14 protein-coding genes, 16 tRNA genes and 1 other annotated feature (1 of these 31 running past the window's edge) are annotated in these 14,654 nt (G+C 47.7%); of the genes, 2 read left to right on the top strand and 28 right to left on the bottom strand.

Annotated elements, in window-relative coordinates:
- Positions 1-5 precede the first annotated feature (5 nt).
- The 11 genes from liaF to CZ379_RS09505 form a co-directional block, all read right to left on the bottom strand.
- Positions 6-656 (bottom strand): cell wall-active antibiotics response protein LiaF, encoded by a 651-nt coding sequence (liaF, locus tag CZ379_RS09555; RefSeq protein WP_110931416.1) that lies wholly within the window; start codon positions 654-656, stop codon positions 6-8.
- Positions 657-780: 124 nt separating this feature from the next.
- Entirely contained in the window at positions 781-1,488 is a 708-nt protein-coding gene (locus tag CZ379_RS09550; RefSeq protein ID WP_110931415.1) for a PspA/IM30 family protein, read from the bottom strand.
- A 2-nt stretch (positions 1,489-1,490) separates the two neighbouring features.
- Entirely contained in the window at positions 1,491-1,991 is a 501-nt protein-coding gene (locus CZ379_RS09545; protein ID WP_110931414.1) for a PspC domain-containing protein, read from the bottom strand.
- A 5-nt stretch (positions 1,992-1,996) separates the two neighbouring features.
- Entirely contained in the window at positions 1,997-2,671 is a 675-nt protein-coding gene (locus CZ379_RS09540) for a PspA/IM30 family protein (RefSeq protein ID WP_110931413.1), read from the bottom strand.
- Positions 2,672-2,725: 54 nt separating this feature from the next.
- Positions 2,726-3,025, bottom strand: coding sequence for a LiaF transmembrane domain-containing protein (locus CZ379_RS09535; RefSeq protein ID WP_110931412.1), 300 nt, complete (start codon positions 3,023-3,025; stop codon positions 2,726-2,728).
- 363 nt (positions 3,026-3,388) lie between these two features.
- The gene (gene mnhG / locus CZ379_RS09530) at positions 3,389-3,748 is read right to left on the bottom strand and encodes a monovalent cation/H(+) antiporter subunit G (protein WP_234404871.1); all 360 of its coding nucleotides are present in this window, start codon (positions 3,746-3,748) and stop codon (positions 3,389-3,391) included.
- Positions 3,738-4,031 carry a Na(+)/H(+) antiporter subunit F1 gene (locus CZ379_RS09525; protein WP_110931410.1) on the bottom strand — a complete coding sequence of 98 codons (294 nt, stop codon included), beginning with the start codon at positions 4,029-4,031 and terminating at the stop codon, positions 3,738-3,740. The genes mnhG and CZ379_RS09525 overlap by 11 nt, the downstream gene beginning before the upstream one ends.
- Entirely contained in the window at positions 4,028-4,504 is a 477-nt protein-coding gene (locus CZ379_RS09520) for a Na+/H+ antiporter subunit E (RefSeq protein ID WP_110931409.1), read from the bottom strand. The genes CZ379_RS09525 and CZ379_RS09520 overlap by 4 nt, the downstream gene beginning before the upstream one ends.
- Positions 4,505-4,509: 5 nt before the next feature.
- Positions 4,510-5,988 carry a Na+/H+ antiporter subunit D gene (locus CZ379_RS09515; RefSeq protein WP_110931408.1) on the bottom strand — a complete coding sequence of 493 codons (1,479 nt, stop codon included), beginning with the start codon at positions 5,986-5,988 and terminating at the stop codon, positions 4,510-4,512.
- Complete coding sequence (locus CZ379_RS09510) at positions 5,981-6,319, bottom strand: Na(+)/H(+) antiporter subunit C (protein ID WP_110931407.1); 339 nt, start codon at positions 6,317-6,319, stop codon at positions 5,981-5,983. Before CZ379_RS09510 ends, CZ379_RS09515 begins: the two co-directional genes overlap by 8 nt.
- Before the next feature lie 2 nt (positions 6,320-6,321).
- Positions 6,322-9,213 carry a Na+/H+ antiporter subunit A gene (locus CZ379_RS09505; protein WP_110931406.1) on the bottom strand — a complete coding sequence of 964 codons (2,892 nt, stop codon included), beginning with the start codon at positions 9,211-9,213 and terminating at the stop codon, positions 6,322-6,324.
- A 587-nt stretch (positions 9,214-9,800) separates the two neighbouring features.
- Here CZ379_RS09505 and CZ379_RS09495 point away from each other — a divergent pair.
- The gene (locus tag CZ379_RS09495; RefSeq protein WP_110931404.1) at positions 9,801-10,148 is read left to right on the top strand and encodes a hypothetical protein; all 348 of its coding nucleotides are present in this window, start codon (positions 9,801-9,803) and stop codon (positions 10,146-10,148) included.
- Positions 10,149-10,263: 115 nt separating this feature from the next.
- On the top strand, positions 10,264-10,758 hold the full coding sequence (locus CZ379_RS09490; RefSeq protein WP_110931403.1) for a cation:proton antiporter regulatory subunit: 495 nt from the start codon (positions 10,264-10,266) through the stop codon (positions 10,756-10,758).
- Between the two features lie 157 nt (positions 10,759-10,915).
- On the opposite strand, the gene CZ379_RS09485 is transcribed toward CZ379_RS09490, so the two are convergent.
- The 17 genes from CZ379_RS09485 to CZ379_RS09405 all read right to left on the bottom strand — a co-directional run bounded on the left by CZ379_RS09485 (position 10,916) and on the right by CZ379_RS09405 (position 13,745).
- A complete protein-coding gene (locus CZ379_RS09485) occupies positions 10,916-11,743 on the bottom strand; it encodes an aldo/keto reductase (protein ID WP_110934298.1) in 828 nt (275 codons plus the stop codon).
- Positions 11,744-11,936: 193 nt separating this feature from the next.
- Positions 11,937-12,018 (bottom strand) — tRNA-Leu (locus CZ379_RS09480).
- 26 nt (positions 12,019-12,044) lie between these two features.
- Positions 12,045-12,130 (bottom strand) — tRNA-Leu (locus tag CZ379_RS09475).
- Between the two features lie 10 nt (positions 12,131-12,140).
- A tRNA-Cys gene (locus CZ379_RS09470) sits at positions 12,141-12,214 on the bottom strand.
- Between the two features lie 11 nt (positions 12,215-12,225).
- Positions 12,226-12,300: transfer RNA gene (locus CZ379_RS09465), tRNA-Gly, on the bottom strand.
- 6 nt (positions 12,301-12,306) lie between these two features.
- Positions 12,307-12,382, bottom strand: a tRNA-Gln gene (locus CZ379_RS09460).
- 23 nt (positions 12,383-12,405) lie between these two features.
- A tRNA-His gene (locus CZ379_RS09455) sits at positions 12,406-12,481 on the bottom strand.
- A 27-nt stretch (positions 12,482-12,508) separates the two neighbouring features.
- A tRNA-Trp gene (locus CZ379_RS09450) sits at positions 12,509-12,582 on the bottom strand.
- Positions 12,583-12,592: 10 nt separating this feature from the next.
- Positions 12,593-12,678, bottom strand: a tRNA-Tyr gene (locus tag CZ379_RS09445).
- Between the two features lie 3 nt (positions 12,679-12,681).
- Positions 12,682-12,757 (bottom strand) — tRNA-Thr (locus CZ379_RS09440).
- Positions 12,758-12,781: 24 nt separating this feature from the next.
- Positions 12,782-12,857 (bottom strand) — tRNA-Phe (locus CZ379_RS09435).
- A 121-nt stretch (positions 12,858-12,978) separates the two neighbouring features.
- Positions 12,979-13,055: transfer RNA gene (locus CZ379_RS09430), tRNA-Asp, on the bottom strand.
- A gap of 16 nt (positions 13,056-13,071) precedes the next feature.
- Positions 13,072-13,145 (bottom strand) — tRNA-Met (locus CZ379_RS09425).
- Between the two features lie 17 nt (positions 13,146-13,162).
- Positions 13,163-13,238 (bottom strand) — tRNA-Val (locus tag CZ379_RS09420).
- 222 nt (positions 13,239-13,460) lie between these two features.
- Positions 13,461-13,535: transfer RNA gene (locus CZ379_RS09415), tRNA-Glu, on the bottom strand.
- A gap of 39 nt (positions 13,536-13,574) precedes the next feature.
- Positions 13,575-13,666: transfer RNA gene (locus CZ379_RS09410), tRNA-Ser, on the bottom strand.
- Positions 13,667-13,669: 3 nt separating this feature from the next.
- Positions 13,670-13,745, bottom strand: a tRNA-Asn gene (locus CZ379_RS09405).
- An 83-nt stretch (positions 13,746-13,828) separates the two neighbouring features.
- Positions 13,829-14,654: a sequence feature (mutual gap in cmsearch alignment for this rRNA model is longer than 100), on the bottom strand; it runs 1,982 nt beyond the window's last position.

The following is a 14,654-nucleotide window of genomic DNA, read 5'->3' as shown; positions in this document are numbered from 1 at the left end:
TGTGATTAAGTTAAATGTATATCGACATTTCCTACGAGGTAGGAAATAATAATTTTCACTTTTTGATCGCGTTGTTCATAGTTTGGAGACTTCCAATAGATACGATTCAGCATCCCGGTCTCCTTCACCTCGCTGAAATCGATCTGTCCGAACAGAACAAACGCTTCAATCTCTACGCCGTAGTCTTCAGATACGATCAAATCGATGTCACCGACGACCCCCTGGAACATCAGCACATTGTCTTGATCATCTACCATAGCGAGCGACAGGTCGATGTTCACTTCCCCGAGCACATGCCACATGCTGGTATTACGCAGCGTCCATGGATCACGATCCCAATGAATGCTGGATGTCACGTTTTGCTTTTGAACAAGGTTGTTTACCGGATGCATCTTCTTCATCTTGGCATAGTACAATCCAAGTGAAATCATCAATATGGCGACCACTAGCATAAAATTATGCAGCAGAATCATACCGCCGCCAATCGCCAGCAAAATATAGCCGATTTTTACGTCATCACCAAGACGGATTTTATAAATGCCGAAGCCTAGTATTAAAATCGCGACGATGGTAAAAAAGCTCAGCCACTGGCCGAAGATGATAAATACGCCAAGTCCGATCAATCCGATGGCCAACAAGCTTCTATGCCTATCCATGCCGCACCTCCAGATCAGTTCATATGTGAGATTGTAAGTGGAAAAGCCATAACAGTATAAATATTCATACCGCATGGCTTGACCATTACATAGCATATCACAATGTCCTGTAGTCGTGTAGCTGTTATTCCTTGCTTTCCTCGCGTTTAGCAGAAGGGTTGAGCTTAGCTTTCAGAGCTTCCAGTTGCTCATCCACCTTAACCTGCTTCTCGGCATCCGCCGGGCTGATGTAGGAGGAAGTAGAGCTGCTTACGCTGCGATAACCGATACCGGCTACCTCTGCTTCAGCTTCCAGTTGCATAATTTTCTCTTCCATCCGGTGGAAGCCTAAGGAAGCACTGCCGCTTTCAATCGTATTGAGCGTATTGATTTGAGACATTTGTTTTCTGGCTTTGGCCATTTGCGCACGGCTGACCAGTTCGTTGCGTTTGTTGCGCAGTTTGTAGAATTCATCCTTCATATCATGAAGCTGCTGCTTGAGCTCTAGTGCTTGTGCTTCGGATTGAGCATGCAGGTCGCTGAATTCCACTTGCTTCTGATCATACAGGATTTTCTCTTCCAGCAGCTTGCGGGCTACTTCCTCTTGACCATTCATCAGTGCAGCTTCAGCCTGGCTCTCTCTTTGTGCAGAAATGCGGATCGCCTCTTCTAGACGATGCTTCATTCTGCGCTCGTTCGCCATTTGCTTCGCTACAGTTACCTCTGCGTCACGGATTTCAGCCTCCATGTCGCGCAGGTATTGATTGAGCATCACTACTGGATCCTCGACTTTATCTAGCATATCATTGACAGACGCCTTCGTAATGTCTTTAATTCTTTTGAATACTCCCATCGTTATTTATCTCCCTTCTCGTTCTCATATTTTGATAATTTTCTACGGAGCTCCTCGAGCTCTTTTTCCATAGCCTTCTTCTCAATATCCTCCATCATCGAATCCAAATTCGATGCATTGCCGCCAAATGCGGATTGCTGCTGCTGCTGATAATGCGGATCGTTGTAGCGCGGATCGGCATATTGCGGTTCGCGGTGCTGGTGGTTGCCCGGATTACCGTACCCATGGCCTCCATGACCGCCTGGATTGCCGTACCCGTGCCCGCCGTGCCCCCCGTGGCCGTTTTGCCAGCCCCCGCCGTATGGATCGCGAGGAATGTAAGGCTCCTTGGAAATGACAAGCGATGCGATCAAATAAATCAGAATCGTTGTTCCGCCAGTAATGAATACACTAAATATCATTAGTAAGCGAAGTCCGGTAACGCTAATGCCGAAGTATTCGCCTAGCCCGCCAATCAGGCCGCTGAACCAACGATCACGTCTGGAACGGTATAGAGTTCCCATCGGTCTTACTCCTCTCCTTTGTTATTCAGCTTCTGCTTCAAACGGGAGAGCTCCTGTTCCAAAGTCGATTGCAGAACCGATCCGGCATGGTTCATAATATCCTGGCCTGATCTTTTCAGATCGCGAAGGCTGCGGGCTTCCCACTCCATATCGGATACCCGGTCTTCCAAGCGGTGGAACATTTTTGGCACGTCTTGTGTACCGTACCCACTCATCCGCTGGTTCATACGCTGCTGCAAACGGAGCGTCTCCATTCTGGCATAATAATACTGCCGCTTGCTGTATACCACTTGATATTCCGTTTTTAATTCATTCAGTTGGCTTTCTAATTCCTGCAAAGATTCCAGGCTCTGAGCATACAATCCGGAATACTGCTCGATCTTCTCCTCGTAGAGCATTTTCTCCTGCAAAGCTAGCTTTGCCAAATGCTCTTCCTCGGCTTTAAGGGCAAGCAGCGCCTGCTCTTCCCTTCGGTCGCGCATCACCTTGGCCTGATCCACTTGCTGCTTCAATTGCTTTGTATGCCCCGCATACTGCTGATGCAGCTTCTCTGCCTCGGCAATCTCCTGACGGGTCTCGATCAGGAATTGATCGATCAACCGCACCGGATCTTGAGACTGTTCTAATCGTTCATTTAAATTAGCTACCGTAATATCCCGTACTCGACGAAATACACTCATGACATCCCATCCCTCCTAACCAATTCGGTCATCATCATTATTCGATATATGTGATCAATACCCCCGACGTCTTCCATTCAGTGAATAAATGCCGAAGAGGATTAAGCCGATCCCGATTGCTGGTACGATGAGCCAGGCCAATTTGTTCATTAAGGATATGATCCCAAAGAACAGGACGATCCATCCAAAAAAAGCGTTGCCCCGGCGAATACCATAGTAACCAAGACCGATCAATGCTACTGCGAACAGCAGTCCGAAAAGACTTCCCAGCAGCGGAGTAAGCTTGCCCAACAGGATCAATGCTCCCAGAACAATAAGCACGATTGCGAAGCCGCTCGATCGATTTGTTCTCATTTATCCATCACCGCCTTTCTTAAGTTTCAACCTTATGTCCTTATTGTAGGTGGAAAAGCATTTATTCAAAACGGACTACGGACGGTTTTTCATCCTAGACCTAAGTCGAGTACGGCTTAGGACTCTTGATAACCATGGGCTGGCCGAGACTTTGCACTTTGGAAATAGCAACAGCCTGCCCCCGTTAAATTGGGGCAGGCTTATCTGATTTACAACGTCTAACGGCCCTTGTAGTACCTTGGCAATTTGTAGCTTCCAAAGGTACTATAAGTTCTGCCGACTTTCTTTTTCTGCTACTCCTATCGCATCGCTTGATCCTATTATATCCCCCGCAGATATTGTTTTATAGAGCGGAATAATCTACTACTCCTTCTCCTTCTCCTGCTCCCGTCTCATCGCCTCGCTTAAGTCGTCACGTACGCTGTCCTTCCACAAAGGCACCCCTGTCCGATGAGCGGCCCTGCCGTTCAAATGCCCTCCTACAGGCGCGGTTATGAAGACAAAGACAATGCCGAGCAGCAGCTTGGCGCTCACATGCTCCAAAGAGAACATAAAGTATAAAAACGCACCGCACAAAATGCATAATACGCCCAGCGTTGTGCTTTTCGTTGCCGCATGGGATCGCATGTATGCGTCAGGGAGCCGCACAAGCCCAAAGGCGCTCAACGCGCTGACCACCGCTCCAAATAGGACGAGCAAACCGATCAGAAGCTCACCGATCACCGTCTTCACCTCCCTGTTCAATAACCACGCCTCGTTCAATATATCTGGCAAAGGCCGTCGTTCCTATAAATGAAAGAATACCAATCAGAAGAATGATTTCGAAATACGCTTCCGTCCTCATTAGCATACAGAGCACAGCTACCATGGCCAGTAAATTGATGCCGATCGTATCGAGCGATGTAATGCGGTCTGCCATAGAAGGCCCCTTCATTAAACGATACAGGCAGCCGAGTATCGCAAACGATATAATTACGAGCGCAGCGAACAATAATCCGTTAATCATCTCGTCACCTCCATGATGGCTTTTTCAAATGTGCTTCTAATCTGACTGCATAGCTCATCTACATCATCAATGTCCATCGCATGGATATACAATGTGGAGCCATCCCTTGATACATCAATCGTTAATGTCCCAGGCGTAAGTGTAATCAGGTTCGCTAGTATGGTTACTTCCCAATCGCTCGTCAACTCGGTGGTATAACTGAATATGCCTGGCCGAATGTTCAGCTTTGGAGAAATAACCTGACCCATGACCACGAAGCTGGATTTAAATAGCTCTTTTATAAACAGGACAAGCAGCTTAAGGATAGACCATACCTTCCTCATGTAGATGCCCTGCGGCCAGAAGCGGCTGAACATGCCGATCAGAGCCAAGCCCACGACATAACCGACGATCCCCCCGGACGCCGACCAATTATTGTTAAGGAACATCCACACCACAGCGATTAGGAAGTTTAATAAAATTTGAATTGCCATTTCATCTACTCCTTCAGCACGGCATCTATATAAATAGCAGGACTCGCCAGAACATCCCCGGCCTGAGACACATACGAGTATACCCATTCAGAGCCGATACCGATTACGAGGATAAATGCGAATAGTACGGCAGCTGCAGCGCTCAGTCCCCTTAACCGAACAGGCTCCTTCGCAGCGGCAGGCTGCTCATCGCCATAAAATGCCCCTAAGAATATTTTCATTAAAGAGTACAGAACGATCAAGCTGGATGCCAGGGCTATACCGGTCCACACATAATGCCCCGAAGCGAATCCACCTTGAATGATCAGCAGCTTGCCCGTAAAGCCGCTAAGCGGCGGTACGCCCACTAAAGCCAGCGTCAGAATAAAAAACATCCAGCCTAGCAGCGGGTATCGCTTGATCAGCCCTCCCATTTGCCGTAAATCGCTTGTTCCCGCAGCCTTGATGAGCATGCCCCCCAGCAGGAACAACAGCGCTTTAGCGATCATGTCATGGATTAAATAGAAGACGACGCCGTCCATAGAAGGCTTGGCAGCCGTGGCGATTCCAAAGGAAATAAAGCCAATCCCGATCACGACATTATAGTTGATGATACGATGAATATCAGAATAAGCGACCGCGCCGATGCCGCCTAATATCATCGTCAATACCGCCATCCAGCCAATAAGCGAATGAGTAAGCTCCGGCTGGTTGTAGAAAATCAGACTGAAGGTACGGGCAATGGCATAGATGCCGACCTTGGTCAAGAGCGCGCCGAACAAAGCCTTTACGGCCGTTGGGGGAGCACTGTACGAGCCCGGCAGCCAGAAGAACAAGAATAGACCGGCCTTGAGCGCAAATACAATTAAGAACAATACGGCGATCACATTAAGTACCCCGCCCTGTCCTACCTCTGCTACACGAAGTGATAAATGGGCCATATTCAGCGTCCCGACAACCCCATATAAGTAGGCAATTCCTGCCACAAAGAAGCTGGAAGACACGATATTGATCAGAATATATTTCAAGGTTTCTCTCAGCTGCCGTTTCGTGCCGCCAAGTACGATCAAAGCATAAGATGCGATCAGCATAACCTCGAAGCAGACAAACAGGTTAAATAAGTCCCCCGTCAAGAACGACCCGTTCACGCCTACGATCAAAAACTGAAAGAACGGATGAAAATAATGCCGCTCCCTCTCTTGACCAATGCTGCCGAAGGCATAGAATAAACAGGCCGTGCTAAGCACCGTGGTCGTCAGAACAAGCAGCGACGCCAGCATATCCGCGGTAAATACGATCCCGTAGGGCGGAGTCCATCCCCCCATATATAAAGTCTGAATACCGTCCAGTCTTACCTGGCGAACAATCAAGGCGGCTGCAACGACATTCAGAATCGCTCCCGTGGCATTAATCCATCTTTGAAGCACGACCCGGTTATGACTAAAAATAAGAGCTACCGCAGTCAACAGGGGAATCATTAACGGAAACACGAGTAAATTATTCACCTTCATCCCCCCTTAACTGCTCCATATCGTCCGTCTTTAATTTTTGATACGATTTGTAGGCAAGTACAAAGAAGAAGGACGTTACCCCAAAGCTAATTACAATTGATGTTAAAATAAGCGCCGCCGGAATTGGATCTGTATAGGCGGAAGCCTGCTCGCCAAGCAGCGGCGGCGCTCCTTTTTTCAAACGTGCCATCGTCAGCAGAAGTAAATGAACGGCATGCGTGAGAAGCGATGTTCCAAGAATGATGCGCAGCAGGCTCCTGGATAGGATGAGATATACTCCAATCATGAACAATATGCCAACAGCAATAGACATCATTAATTCCATGACTACCGATCCCCTCCAATCTCAAGAATAATTGTCATCGTGACTCCCACCACGGTTAAATATACGCCCAAGTCAAAAATTACGGCTGTAGCAAGCTCGACTTCCCCCATAATCGGCCAATGAACATGCCCAAACGCATGACTGAGGAATGGAACTCCGAACGCAAGCGAACCTAGCCCTGTCAGGAATGCGATTAGCAGGCCCGTAGCCATGACTTTGCGGAAATTAAGCGGAATAATGCTCCGCATGACCTTCAGTCCAAATGCGATAGCAAACAGGACGAGTGCAGCAGAAGTCATCAGACCACCAATGAAACCGCCTCCCGGATCATTATGTCCTGCAAAGAATAAATAAAAGGAGAAGGTCAATATGATAAACATGGCGATCCTAGAAGTCGTCCGTAGAATAACATCGTTGCTTTTCAGCGGCTTTAAGCCTTTCCCCGTCACGGCTGCATCTAATTTTCCAGAAGGCAGCTGTACTTGCTGCTCATCATCCAGGCTTAAGCGAATCATGGCGTAGATGCCCAGCGAAGCGATCCCGAGCACCACGATTTCCAGCATCGTATCGAAGCCCCGGAAATCGACGAGGATGACGTTCACAACATTTTTTCCGCCGGCCAGTTTATAGCTTGCTTCCAAGAAAAATTTCGAGATCGATTCGAAAGGATGACTGCTTCCTGCGCTTAGTGCGCTGAGCGCAATGAGTGTTACCATCGTGCCGACTCCTAGCGAAATCAAAAAATTCGTGAGCTTGAACTTAAGCACGGACAGCTCTTTTTTCAGCTTCGGCAAATGATAGAAACAGAGCAGAAACAGCGTAACTGATACTGTCTCTACGATGAGTTGGGTTAGGGCAAGATCCGGCGCGCGGAAGATAACGAAGAACAGAGTTACCATATATCCTACCGATCCCGTCAGAATGATAGCCAGTAAACGCGAGTTGGCGAATGGCACTGCTGATGCGGCTATAATAAGCGCAAGCAAAATTGCTGTCTCATAAATTGTTACAGGAGCGTAGCTGCTCATATCCAGACTGAAGCCATCGAACGCGAACATAATGACCCCAAGCACAACTATAAGGAACGCAAAAATATAAATTAAGTAATGACGCACGGAGCCCGTCATATATTTATTCGTGATCCATTGCGACGATCGCTCCATCGTTCTTAAGCCTGAATCATATACACCGTTCAGCGAGAATCGGGTAAACAATGGATTATGGAGTGCCTTGATTTTGGAGCTCAGTGCGAATACCAAGATGCCGACCGCAATAACGCCGATGGTCATGAACACCTCTGGAGTCCAGCCATGCCAGAACTGTATGGACACTTGAAACTTCTCGCCTGGCGCAAGCAGGCCTGGCAGAATCGAGGCCATCGCTGGCTCGATTAACGAGTACGATAGCAAGCCTGGGAACAGCCCGAATACCAGGGCCAAGGAAGCCATGATCACCGGTGAAATGAGCATGCCTACCGGTGCTTCATGCGGCCGTTTCGACAGTTCCTGCTCCTGAAGTTTTCCCGTAAAGGTTCTAAACAGCAGTACCATGCTATAGGCAAAGGTAAAGACGCTGGCAACCCAGGCGATGAGCGGAAACCATAAACTCCAGGTTTGCATGTTCCAAATGCCCATCTCGCCCGCATTCAGAACAGCCGTGAAGAACATTTCTTTACTTAGGAAGCCGCCGAATGGCGGTATGCCAGCCATGGAGAAGGTGCCGATCAAAGCGACCGTGAATGTCACGGGCATAATTGACATTAATCCGCCAAGCTTGCGGATATCCCTTGTCCCCGTCTCATGATCCACGATTCCAACGACCATAAACAAGGCTCCCTTAAACACCGCATGATTCAACAAATGAAATATAGCGGCCATCGTAGCCTTGGAGTAGAACAAGGATTGCTGAATATCTGTAAAGTAACCCGAAGCCGAACCGAGCCCCAGCAAGGCCATAATCAACCCCAACTGACTAATCGTGGAGAAGGCCAGCATCGCTTTCAAATCCGTCTGCTTAATCGCTTTGAACGAACCGAAAATCAGCGTAATCAATCCAACTGCAGATACAAGCCAGAACCAAGCTGCTTGCCCGGCAAACACAGGTGTAAGTCTAGCTACGAGATATAAACCAGCCTTAACCATCGTTGCCGAATGCAGATAAGCACTGACCGGCGTCGGCGCCTCCATAGCGTCTGGCAGCCAAATGTGGAATGGGAACTGAGCTGATTTCGTAAAGGCGCCAAGCAGTACCAGCAGCAATGTAGGCAGCATGAGTGAATGGCCCTTGATCAAGTCCGTACTCTGTATGATTTCTCTAATCGAGAAAGTGCCTGTCATCCTATAAAGCAGAACAAATCCAGCCAGCATCGCAAGCCCGCCGAATACGGTAATCAACATAGATTTAAAAGCCCCGTATCTCGAGCGCTCCCGATGATGCCAGAAAGAGATAAGTAAAAAGGAAGAAATGCTCGTCAGTTCCCAGAAGCCGTAGAGCACAATCAAATTATCCGACAATACAACGCCTAACATTGCCCCCATGAATAGAAGCAGGTAAGTGTAGAAGCGATGAACAGCCTCCCTTTTCTTATCCATATAAAAAATAGAATATAGAGTAACGAGCGCCCCAATCCCTGATATGAGCAGTGCAAATAACAACGACAGCCCGTCCAAAAGAACGGTAACTTCGATGCCTAGCGATGGTATCCAAGGTATGGTCGATACAATCCCTTGCCCCGCTTGGACGGATGGAATCTGCCCTAAAAAATAGATAAATAAAGCGGCAGGCCCCAAGAGAACAGCCCAACCTGGATGCGGCCTCCCCGGCAGCCTTTTAAGCAGAGGGACTCCTATTGCCAGAATAAAAGGTAGTATAATTGCTGCGTGCAATGTAGACAAAATGCTTCCTCCTTAAATCAGGGATATCATTCCTGGTCTCATCAGCTTTGCCATATTTAGACCAGAACATAAATAGGGTATGCCTGAAAAAACGCAAAAAGAGCCCGCGTTTGGCAGGCTCCTCCGATTAACATATATGCGATTAAAGATAATACTGGTTGTATAGCACATCAAAAAGTATATCGCTTTTTTAGATGGTTGTAAACCAGAATATAACTGTATATATATAACTCATTAGGGAAATCACTTTCTATAATAAAGGAGAGTGATTTCCATGCCGATCCGCCAAATCCTTGTCTGCTCGTCTCTATTTATCCTTATTACCTGCGGTGCAGCGTTTCTTGAGCATAATGTGCCTCCGACGATGCCTGCAAAGCAATTGCATTTACACTCCCGGCAGCCTAATGCCAGAATGGAGATCAATGGTTCTTTTCAGCCTCGGGAATATATTCGAATCGTACAATTACGCAGTTTCGAAGTAAAACCCATGAATTTGGATAAATAAATTATCATCATTCTTTTGAGATACAAAGGATTGTATGCTATCCTTAAGGTTAGCAGCTATTTTAAGAGAGGAGATAGGCATCATGATACATATGCGGCGATCGATGGCTCAGTTCTCTACCGCTGTCCTTGCGCTTTTCATGATTTTCTCCATTCCTTATCCAGCTCTAAATCAAGGACATATCGCTAACTTGGGACAGGGAACCGTTAAGGTTGACCAAGCGCTCCGCAATTCGGAGAACAAAGCCTTTCATTCATCGGTATATGTCCATTTTAGCAGTGGCCTAATCCCGCTTTACCTGTTAGTCCTACCCGCTGCAGCATGTTCACTGCTTGCTTTGGCAGGGGCTTATTTTCGTCCATTCTTCTATCAACGCATGAAGCGGATCCTTCTGTTACCTATCAAATTTACTAGCATGTATGCAGCTTAATCAAACGTAAATGACAAGTAACTAAGATTTCGTCCTTAGTCGTGAGGGAAGATCGGCGGCTATTACAAAACAAACTTATAAAAATAACATTTCTTATACTGGAGGTCGGAACCTAATGAATCTTAAAGAAACTGATTTACCCGGCACAGGCAAAAAATTTGAAATTGAAACTCGCAGCGGCGAGAAACTAACCATTACGATCTACGATGACGGTCGACGTGAAGTTTATCACTACGGAGTTGACAATCCAGAGGACAGCATCTCCAAAATATCTTTAACCGATGAGGAAGCGCGGTACGTGTCTGCGATTATCGGCGGAGTCACTTACAAGCCTACTCCATTGGAAAATATAGAAGTCGCATTAGGCGATCTCATTATCGAATGGTATAAACTAGAGCCGCACTACAAAGCGATTGGCAAAACGATTGGCGAGCTGCGCGTACGTCAGCGTTCCAGTGCCACGATTATCGCCGTCGTTGAAAGCAATCATTCCAAACATATCAATCCTGGCCCGGATCTGCTGCTAACAGCGGGCGCATTGGTTGTAGTTATCGGCGAGCGTCTCCACCAGCAGCAAATTAGACAGATTTTGCTGAATGGTAGTGCTTAATATATAGCCTTCCAACTTAAATCTAGCCAGGCGGTTATTTACAGCGTAGCCGATTAAAATCAGAAGAAGCGCTTTAAGTTCTAATGGAACTCAAGGCGCTTCTTTATTTATTATAAAGCCAAACAGAGTAGATCCAAATACAACTTACACGGCTTGACTAGAAATCGAAATTGTCAGGATCCGGGCCAATGCGCTTATTTTGATTCAACTCATTTATTTGCTCCATCTCTTCTGATGTCAATTCGAAGTCAAATACATTCGCATTATCAATGATACGGTGTTCTTTCGCCGATTTAGGAATCGTAACAATTTCATTCTGTAGATCCCAACGAATAATTACCTGAGCTGTCGATTTACCGTATTTTGCACCGATCGCCTTCAGTACCTCATTATCCAGCAATTGGCCTTGAGCTAAAGGTGACCATGCCTCGATTTGGATTCCCTCAGACTTACAATACTCCCTCAGCTCCACTTGGCTAAGCAAAGGGTGTAATTCCACTTGATTGACCACCGGCTTGATTTCGGCATCTTCCAACAAGTCTTGCAAGTGATGAATTTGAAAGTTAGAAACGCCTATGGAACGGACACGACCATCTCTATGTAATTTTTCGAGGGCCTTCCAGGTTTCTTTATATTTTCCCTTGACTGGCCAGTGGATCAAATAGAGATCCAGATAATCTAACCCGAGCTTGTTCATACTGCGGTCAAAAGCCTTCAGTGTACTTTCATAGCCCTGATCGGAATTCCATATTTTTGTTGTAATATACAATTGTTCGCGTGGGACAGCGGAAGATTTAATCGCCTGCCCCACCCCTTCTTCATTATCATAAAGGGACGCAGTATCAATGCTTCGATAACCGTTCTGGATTGCTGTTTCTACGCAGTTGATAACCTCCTGCCCGTCACTCATTTTGAATACGCCAAGACCCAACCATGGCATTTGCTCCCCATTCGACAAAGTTACGGTAGATTGCACGTTCTTCATTCTGTAGCAAGCCTCCTTAATAAATTGCCAAGATACCTCAGAAGGATTCTGCATGGAGAATCCTTCTCATACTCAAAATATACCTTGCAAATACTAAAGTCAAACTTCCTTCGCCTAAACGGAAATTTTATAAAAATAAAGAAGGTATATACAATTGCTTGTGTAGCAATTGTATATACCTTCTTGTCCATAATACCGATGGCCGGACTCGAACCGGCAAGCCTCTCGGCACCGCATTTTGAGTGCGGCGTGTCTGCCAATTCCACCACATCGGCATAGTATAATTTCAACTCGATACAAGTGCGGAAGACCAGACTTGAACTGGTACGGTAGTAACCTACCGCAGGATTTTAAGTCCTGTGCGTCTGCCGATTCCGCCACTCCCGCAGAGTAACAATGGAGGCGCCACCCAGACTCGAACTGGGGATAAAGCTTTTGCAGAGCTGTGCCTTACCACTTGGCTATGGCGCCATATACAAAAATGGAGCGGACGACGGGAATCGAACCCGCGACCCTCGCCTTGGCAAGGCGATGCTCTACCGCTGAGCCACGTCCGCAACATATGGCTGGGGATATAGGATTCGAACCTATGGAATGACGGAGTCAAAGTCCGTTGCCTTACCGCTTGGCTAATCCCCAATATATGATTTTTGAGATAAAAATGGGGCGATCGATGGGACTTGAACCCACGAATGCCGGAGCCACAATCCGGTGCGTTAACCCCTTCGCCACGACCGCCATAATAAAAGTATGCTATTGTAAAACTGGCAGGGGCAGCAGGAATTGAACCCACACTAACGGTTTTGGAGACCGCTGTTCTACCTTTAAACTATGCCCCTATGGTAAAACTGGTGGAGGCTGATGGATTCGAACCACCGAACTCGTACGAGAACAGATTTACAGTCTGCTGCGTTTGGCCACTTCGCTAAGCCTCCATGTGGTGCCGGCGAGAGGACTTGAACCCCCAACCTACTGATTACAAGTCAGTTGCTCTACCAATTGAGCTACACCGGCGTTTTCAGTTATCAAATGAATCAATGGTGGCTCGGGACGGAATCGAACCGCCGACACGAGGATTTTCAGTCCTCTGCTCTACCGACTGAGCTACCGAGCCATATAGGAATAGTTCCCTTGGAGCCTTCACCTATTCCGCTGCGATCAGCTCGTTAGCGTGACGGTTTCCAGTTCTTGACTTGTGAACCCTTCGGATTCCCATCCCTATCTCAGAGATGTAATGGCGGAGCCGACGGGATTCGAACCCGCGATCTCCTGCGTGACAGGCAGGCATGTTAGGCCTCTACACCACGGCTCCACACTAGGTAATGCAATTGCGGGGACAGGATTTGAACCTGCGACCTTCGGGTTATGAGCCCGACGAGCTACCGTGCTGCTCCACCCCGCGACAGTTATAAAATTATATGGTGGAGGCTAACGGGATCGAACCGCTGACCCTCTGCTTGTAAGGCAGATGCTCTCCCAGCTGAGCTAAGCCTCCGAGGAAAGACAATTTCTATTGTACCATATAACCGAGTAGAAAATCAAGTTATTTTTCATGGCACTTAGGGATTCTCACCCTACTGAAACTTACTTAATGAAAGTGGTGACCCGTAGGGGATACTCTCACTTCGTTCGAGACTGCGATGTTATTGCTAACGACGCTTATGCTCCGACGAACCCTTAAGGGCTTCTCATACCCTACTCGTAGCATTAAAGATAGTGGTGACCCGTAGGGGATTCGAACCCCTGTTACCTCCGTGAAAGGGAGGTGTCTTAACCCCTTGACCAACGGGCCATATATGTATCATAAAAACATGATACTTAAGTAAAATGATGGCGGAGAGAGAGGGATTCGAACCCTCGAGACGCTTGTGACGCCTACACGATTTCCAATCGTGCTCCTTCGGCCAACTCGGACACCTCTCCATATGGCTCCCCGAACAGGACTCGAACCTGTGACAACTCGATTAACAGTCGAGTGCTCTACCGACTGAGCTATCAGGGAACAATATTTAATTCAAGCTTGATCGCTTGAAAACTGGATACGAAACAACCATTTGCGTGTTAGCCCTACTTCTATATAGGGAATTGGATAAGCCCTCGACCGATTAGTACCTGTCAGCTCCATACATTGCTGCACTTCCACCTCAGGCCTATCAACCTCGTCGTCTTCAAGGGGTCTTACTAAATTGGGAAATCTCATCTTGAGGAGGGCTTCACGCTTAGATGCTTTCAGCGTTTATCCCATCCGCACGTAGCTACCCAGCTATGCTCCTGGCGGAACAACTGGTGCACCAGCGGTGCGTCCATCCCGGTCCTCTCGTACTAAGGACAGCTCCTCTCAAATTTCCTACGCCCACGACAGATAGGGACCGAACTGTCTCACGACGTTCTGAACCCAGCTCGCGTACCGCTTTAATGGGCGAACAGCCCAACCCTTGGGACCTACTTCAGCCCCAGGATGCGATGAGCCGACATCGAGGTGCCAAACCTCCCCGTCGATGTGGACTCTTGGGGGAGATAAGCCTGTTATCCCCAGGGTAGCTTTTATCCGTTGAGCGATGGCCCTTCCATGCGGTACCACCGGATCACTAAGCCCGACTTTCGTCCCTGCTCGACTTGTCAGTCTCGCAGTCAAGCTCCCTTTTGCCTTTGCACTCTACGAATGATTTCCAACCATTCTGAGGGAACCTTGGGGCGCCTCCGTTACTCTTTAGGAGGCGACCGCCCCAGTCAAACTACCCGCCTGACACTGTCCCCGAACCGGGTCACGGTCCTAGGTTAGAACTTCGATACGATCAGGGTGGTATCCCAACGATGCCTCCACCGAAGCTGGCGCTCCGGATTCCTAGGCTCCCACCTATCCTGTACAAATCGCATCAAAGTTCAATATCAAGCTGTAGTAAAGCTCCAT

The organism is Paenibacillus bouchesdurhonensis (assembly GCF_900155685.1).
GTDB classification, from domain to species: domain Bacteria; phylum Bacillota; class Bacilli; order Paenibacillales; family Paenibacillaceae; genus Fontibacillus; species Fontibacillus bouchesdurhonensis.
Note: the sequence above shows the minus strand (reverse complement) of the source record. Positions and strands in the feature narration are given on the sequence as shown.

What these genes read in the sequence shown, in the direction of transcription:
- CZ379_RS09485 (WP_110934298.1), bottom strand. Translation starts at nt 11,743, where the DNA reads ATGAAGAACGTGCAATCTACCGTAACTTTGTCGAATGGGGAGCAAATG.
- CZ379_RS09545 (WP_110931414.1), bottom strand. Translation starts at nt 1,991, where the DNA reads ATGGGAACTCTATACCGTTCCAGACGTGATCGTTGGTTCAGCGGCCTG.
- CZ379_RS09540 (WP_110931413.1), bottom strand. Translation starts at nt 2,671, where the DNA reads ATGAGTGTATTTCGTCGAGTACGGGATATTACGGTAGCTAATTTAAAT.
- CZ379_RS09535 (WP_110931412.1), bottom strand. Translation starts at nt 3,025, where the DNA reads ATGAGAACAAATCGATCGAGCGGCTTCGCAATCGTGCTTATTGTTCTG.
- CZ379_RS09510 (WP_110931407.1), bottom strand. Translation starts at nt 6,319, where the DNA reads ATGGAATTAATGATGTCTATTGCTGTTGGCATATTGTTCATGATTGGA.
- CZ379_RS09490 (WP_110931403.1), top strand. Translation starts at nt 10,264, where the DNA reads ATGAATCTTAAAGAAACTGATTTACCCGGCACAGGCAAAAAATTTGAA.
- CZ379_RS09525 (WP_110931410.1), bottom strand. Translation starts at nt 4,031, where the DNA reads ATGATTAACGGATTATTGTTCGCTGCGCTCGTAATTATATCGTTTGCG.
- liaF (WP_110931416.1), bottom strand. Translation starts at nt 656, where the DNA reads ATGGATAGGCATAGAAGCTTGTTGGCCATCGGATTGATCGGACTTGGC.
- CZ379_RS09520 (WP_110931409.1), bottom strand. Translation starts at nt 4,504, where the DNA reads ATGGCAATTCAAATTTTATTAAACTTCCTAATCGCTGTGGTGTGGATG.
- CZ379_RS09495 (WP_110931404.1), top strand. Translation starts at nt 9,801, where the DNA reads ATGATACATATGCGGCGATCGATGGCTCAGTTCTCTACCGCTGTCCTT.
- CZ379_RS09550 (WP_110931415.1), bottom strand. Translation starts at nt 1,488, where the DNA reads ATGGGAGTATTCAAAAGAATTAAAGACATTACGAAGGCGTCTGTCAAT.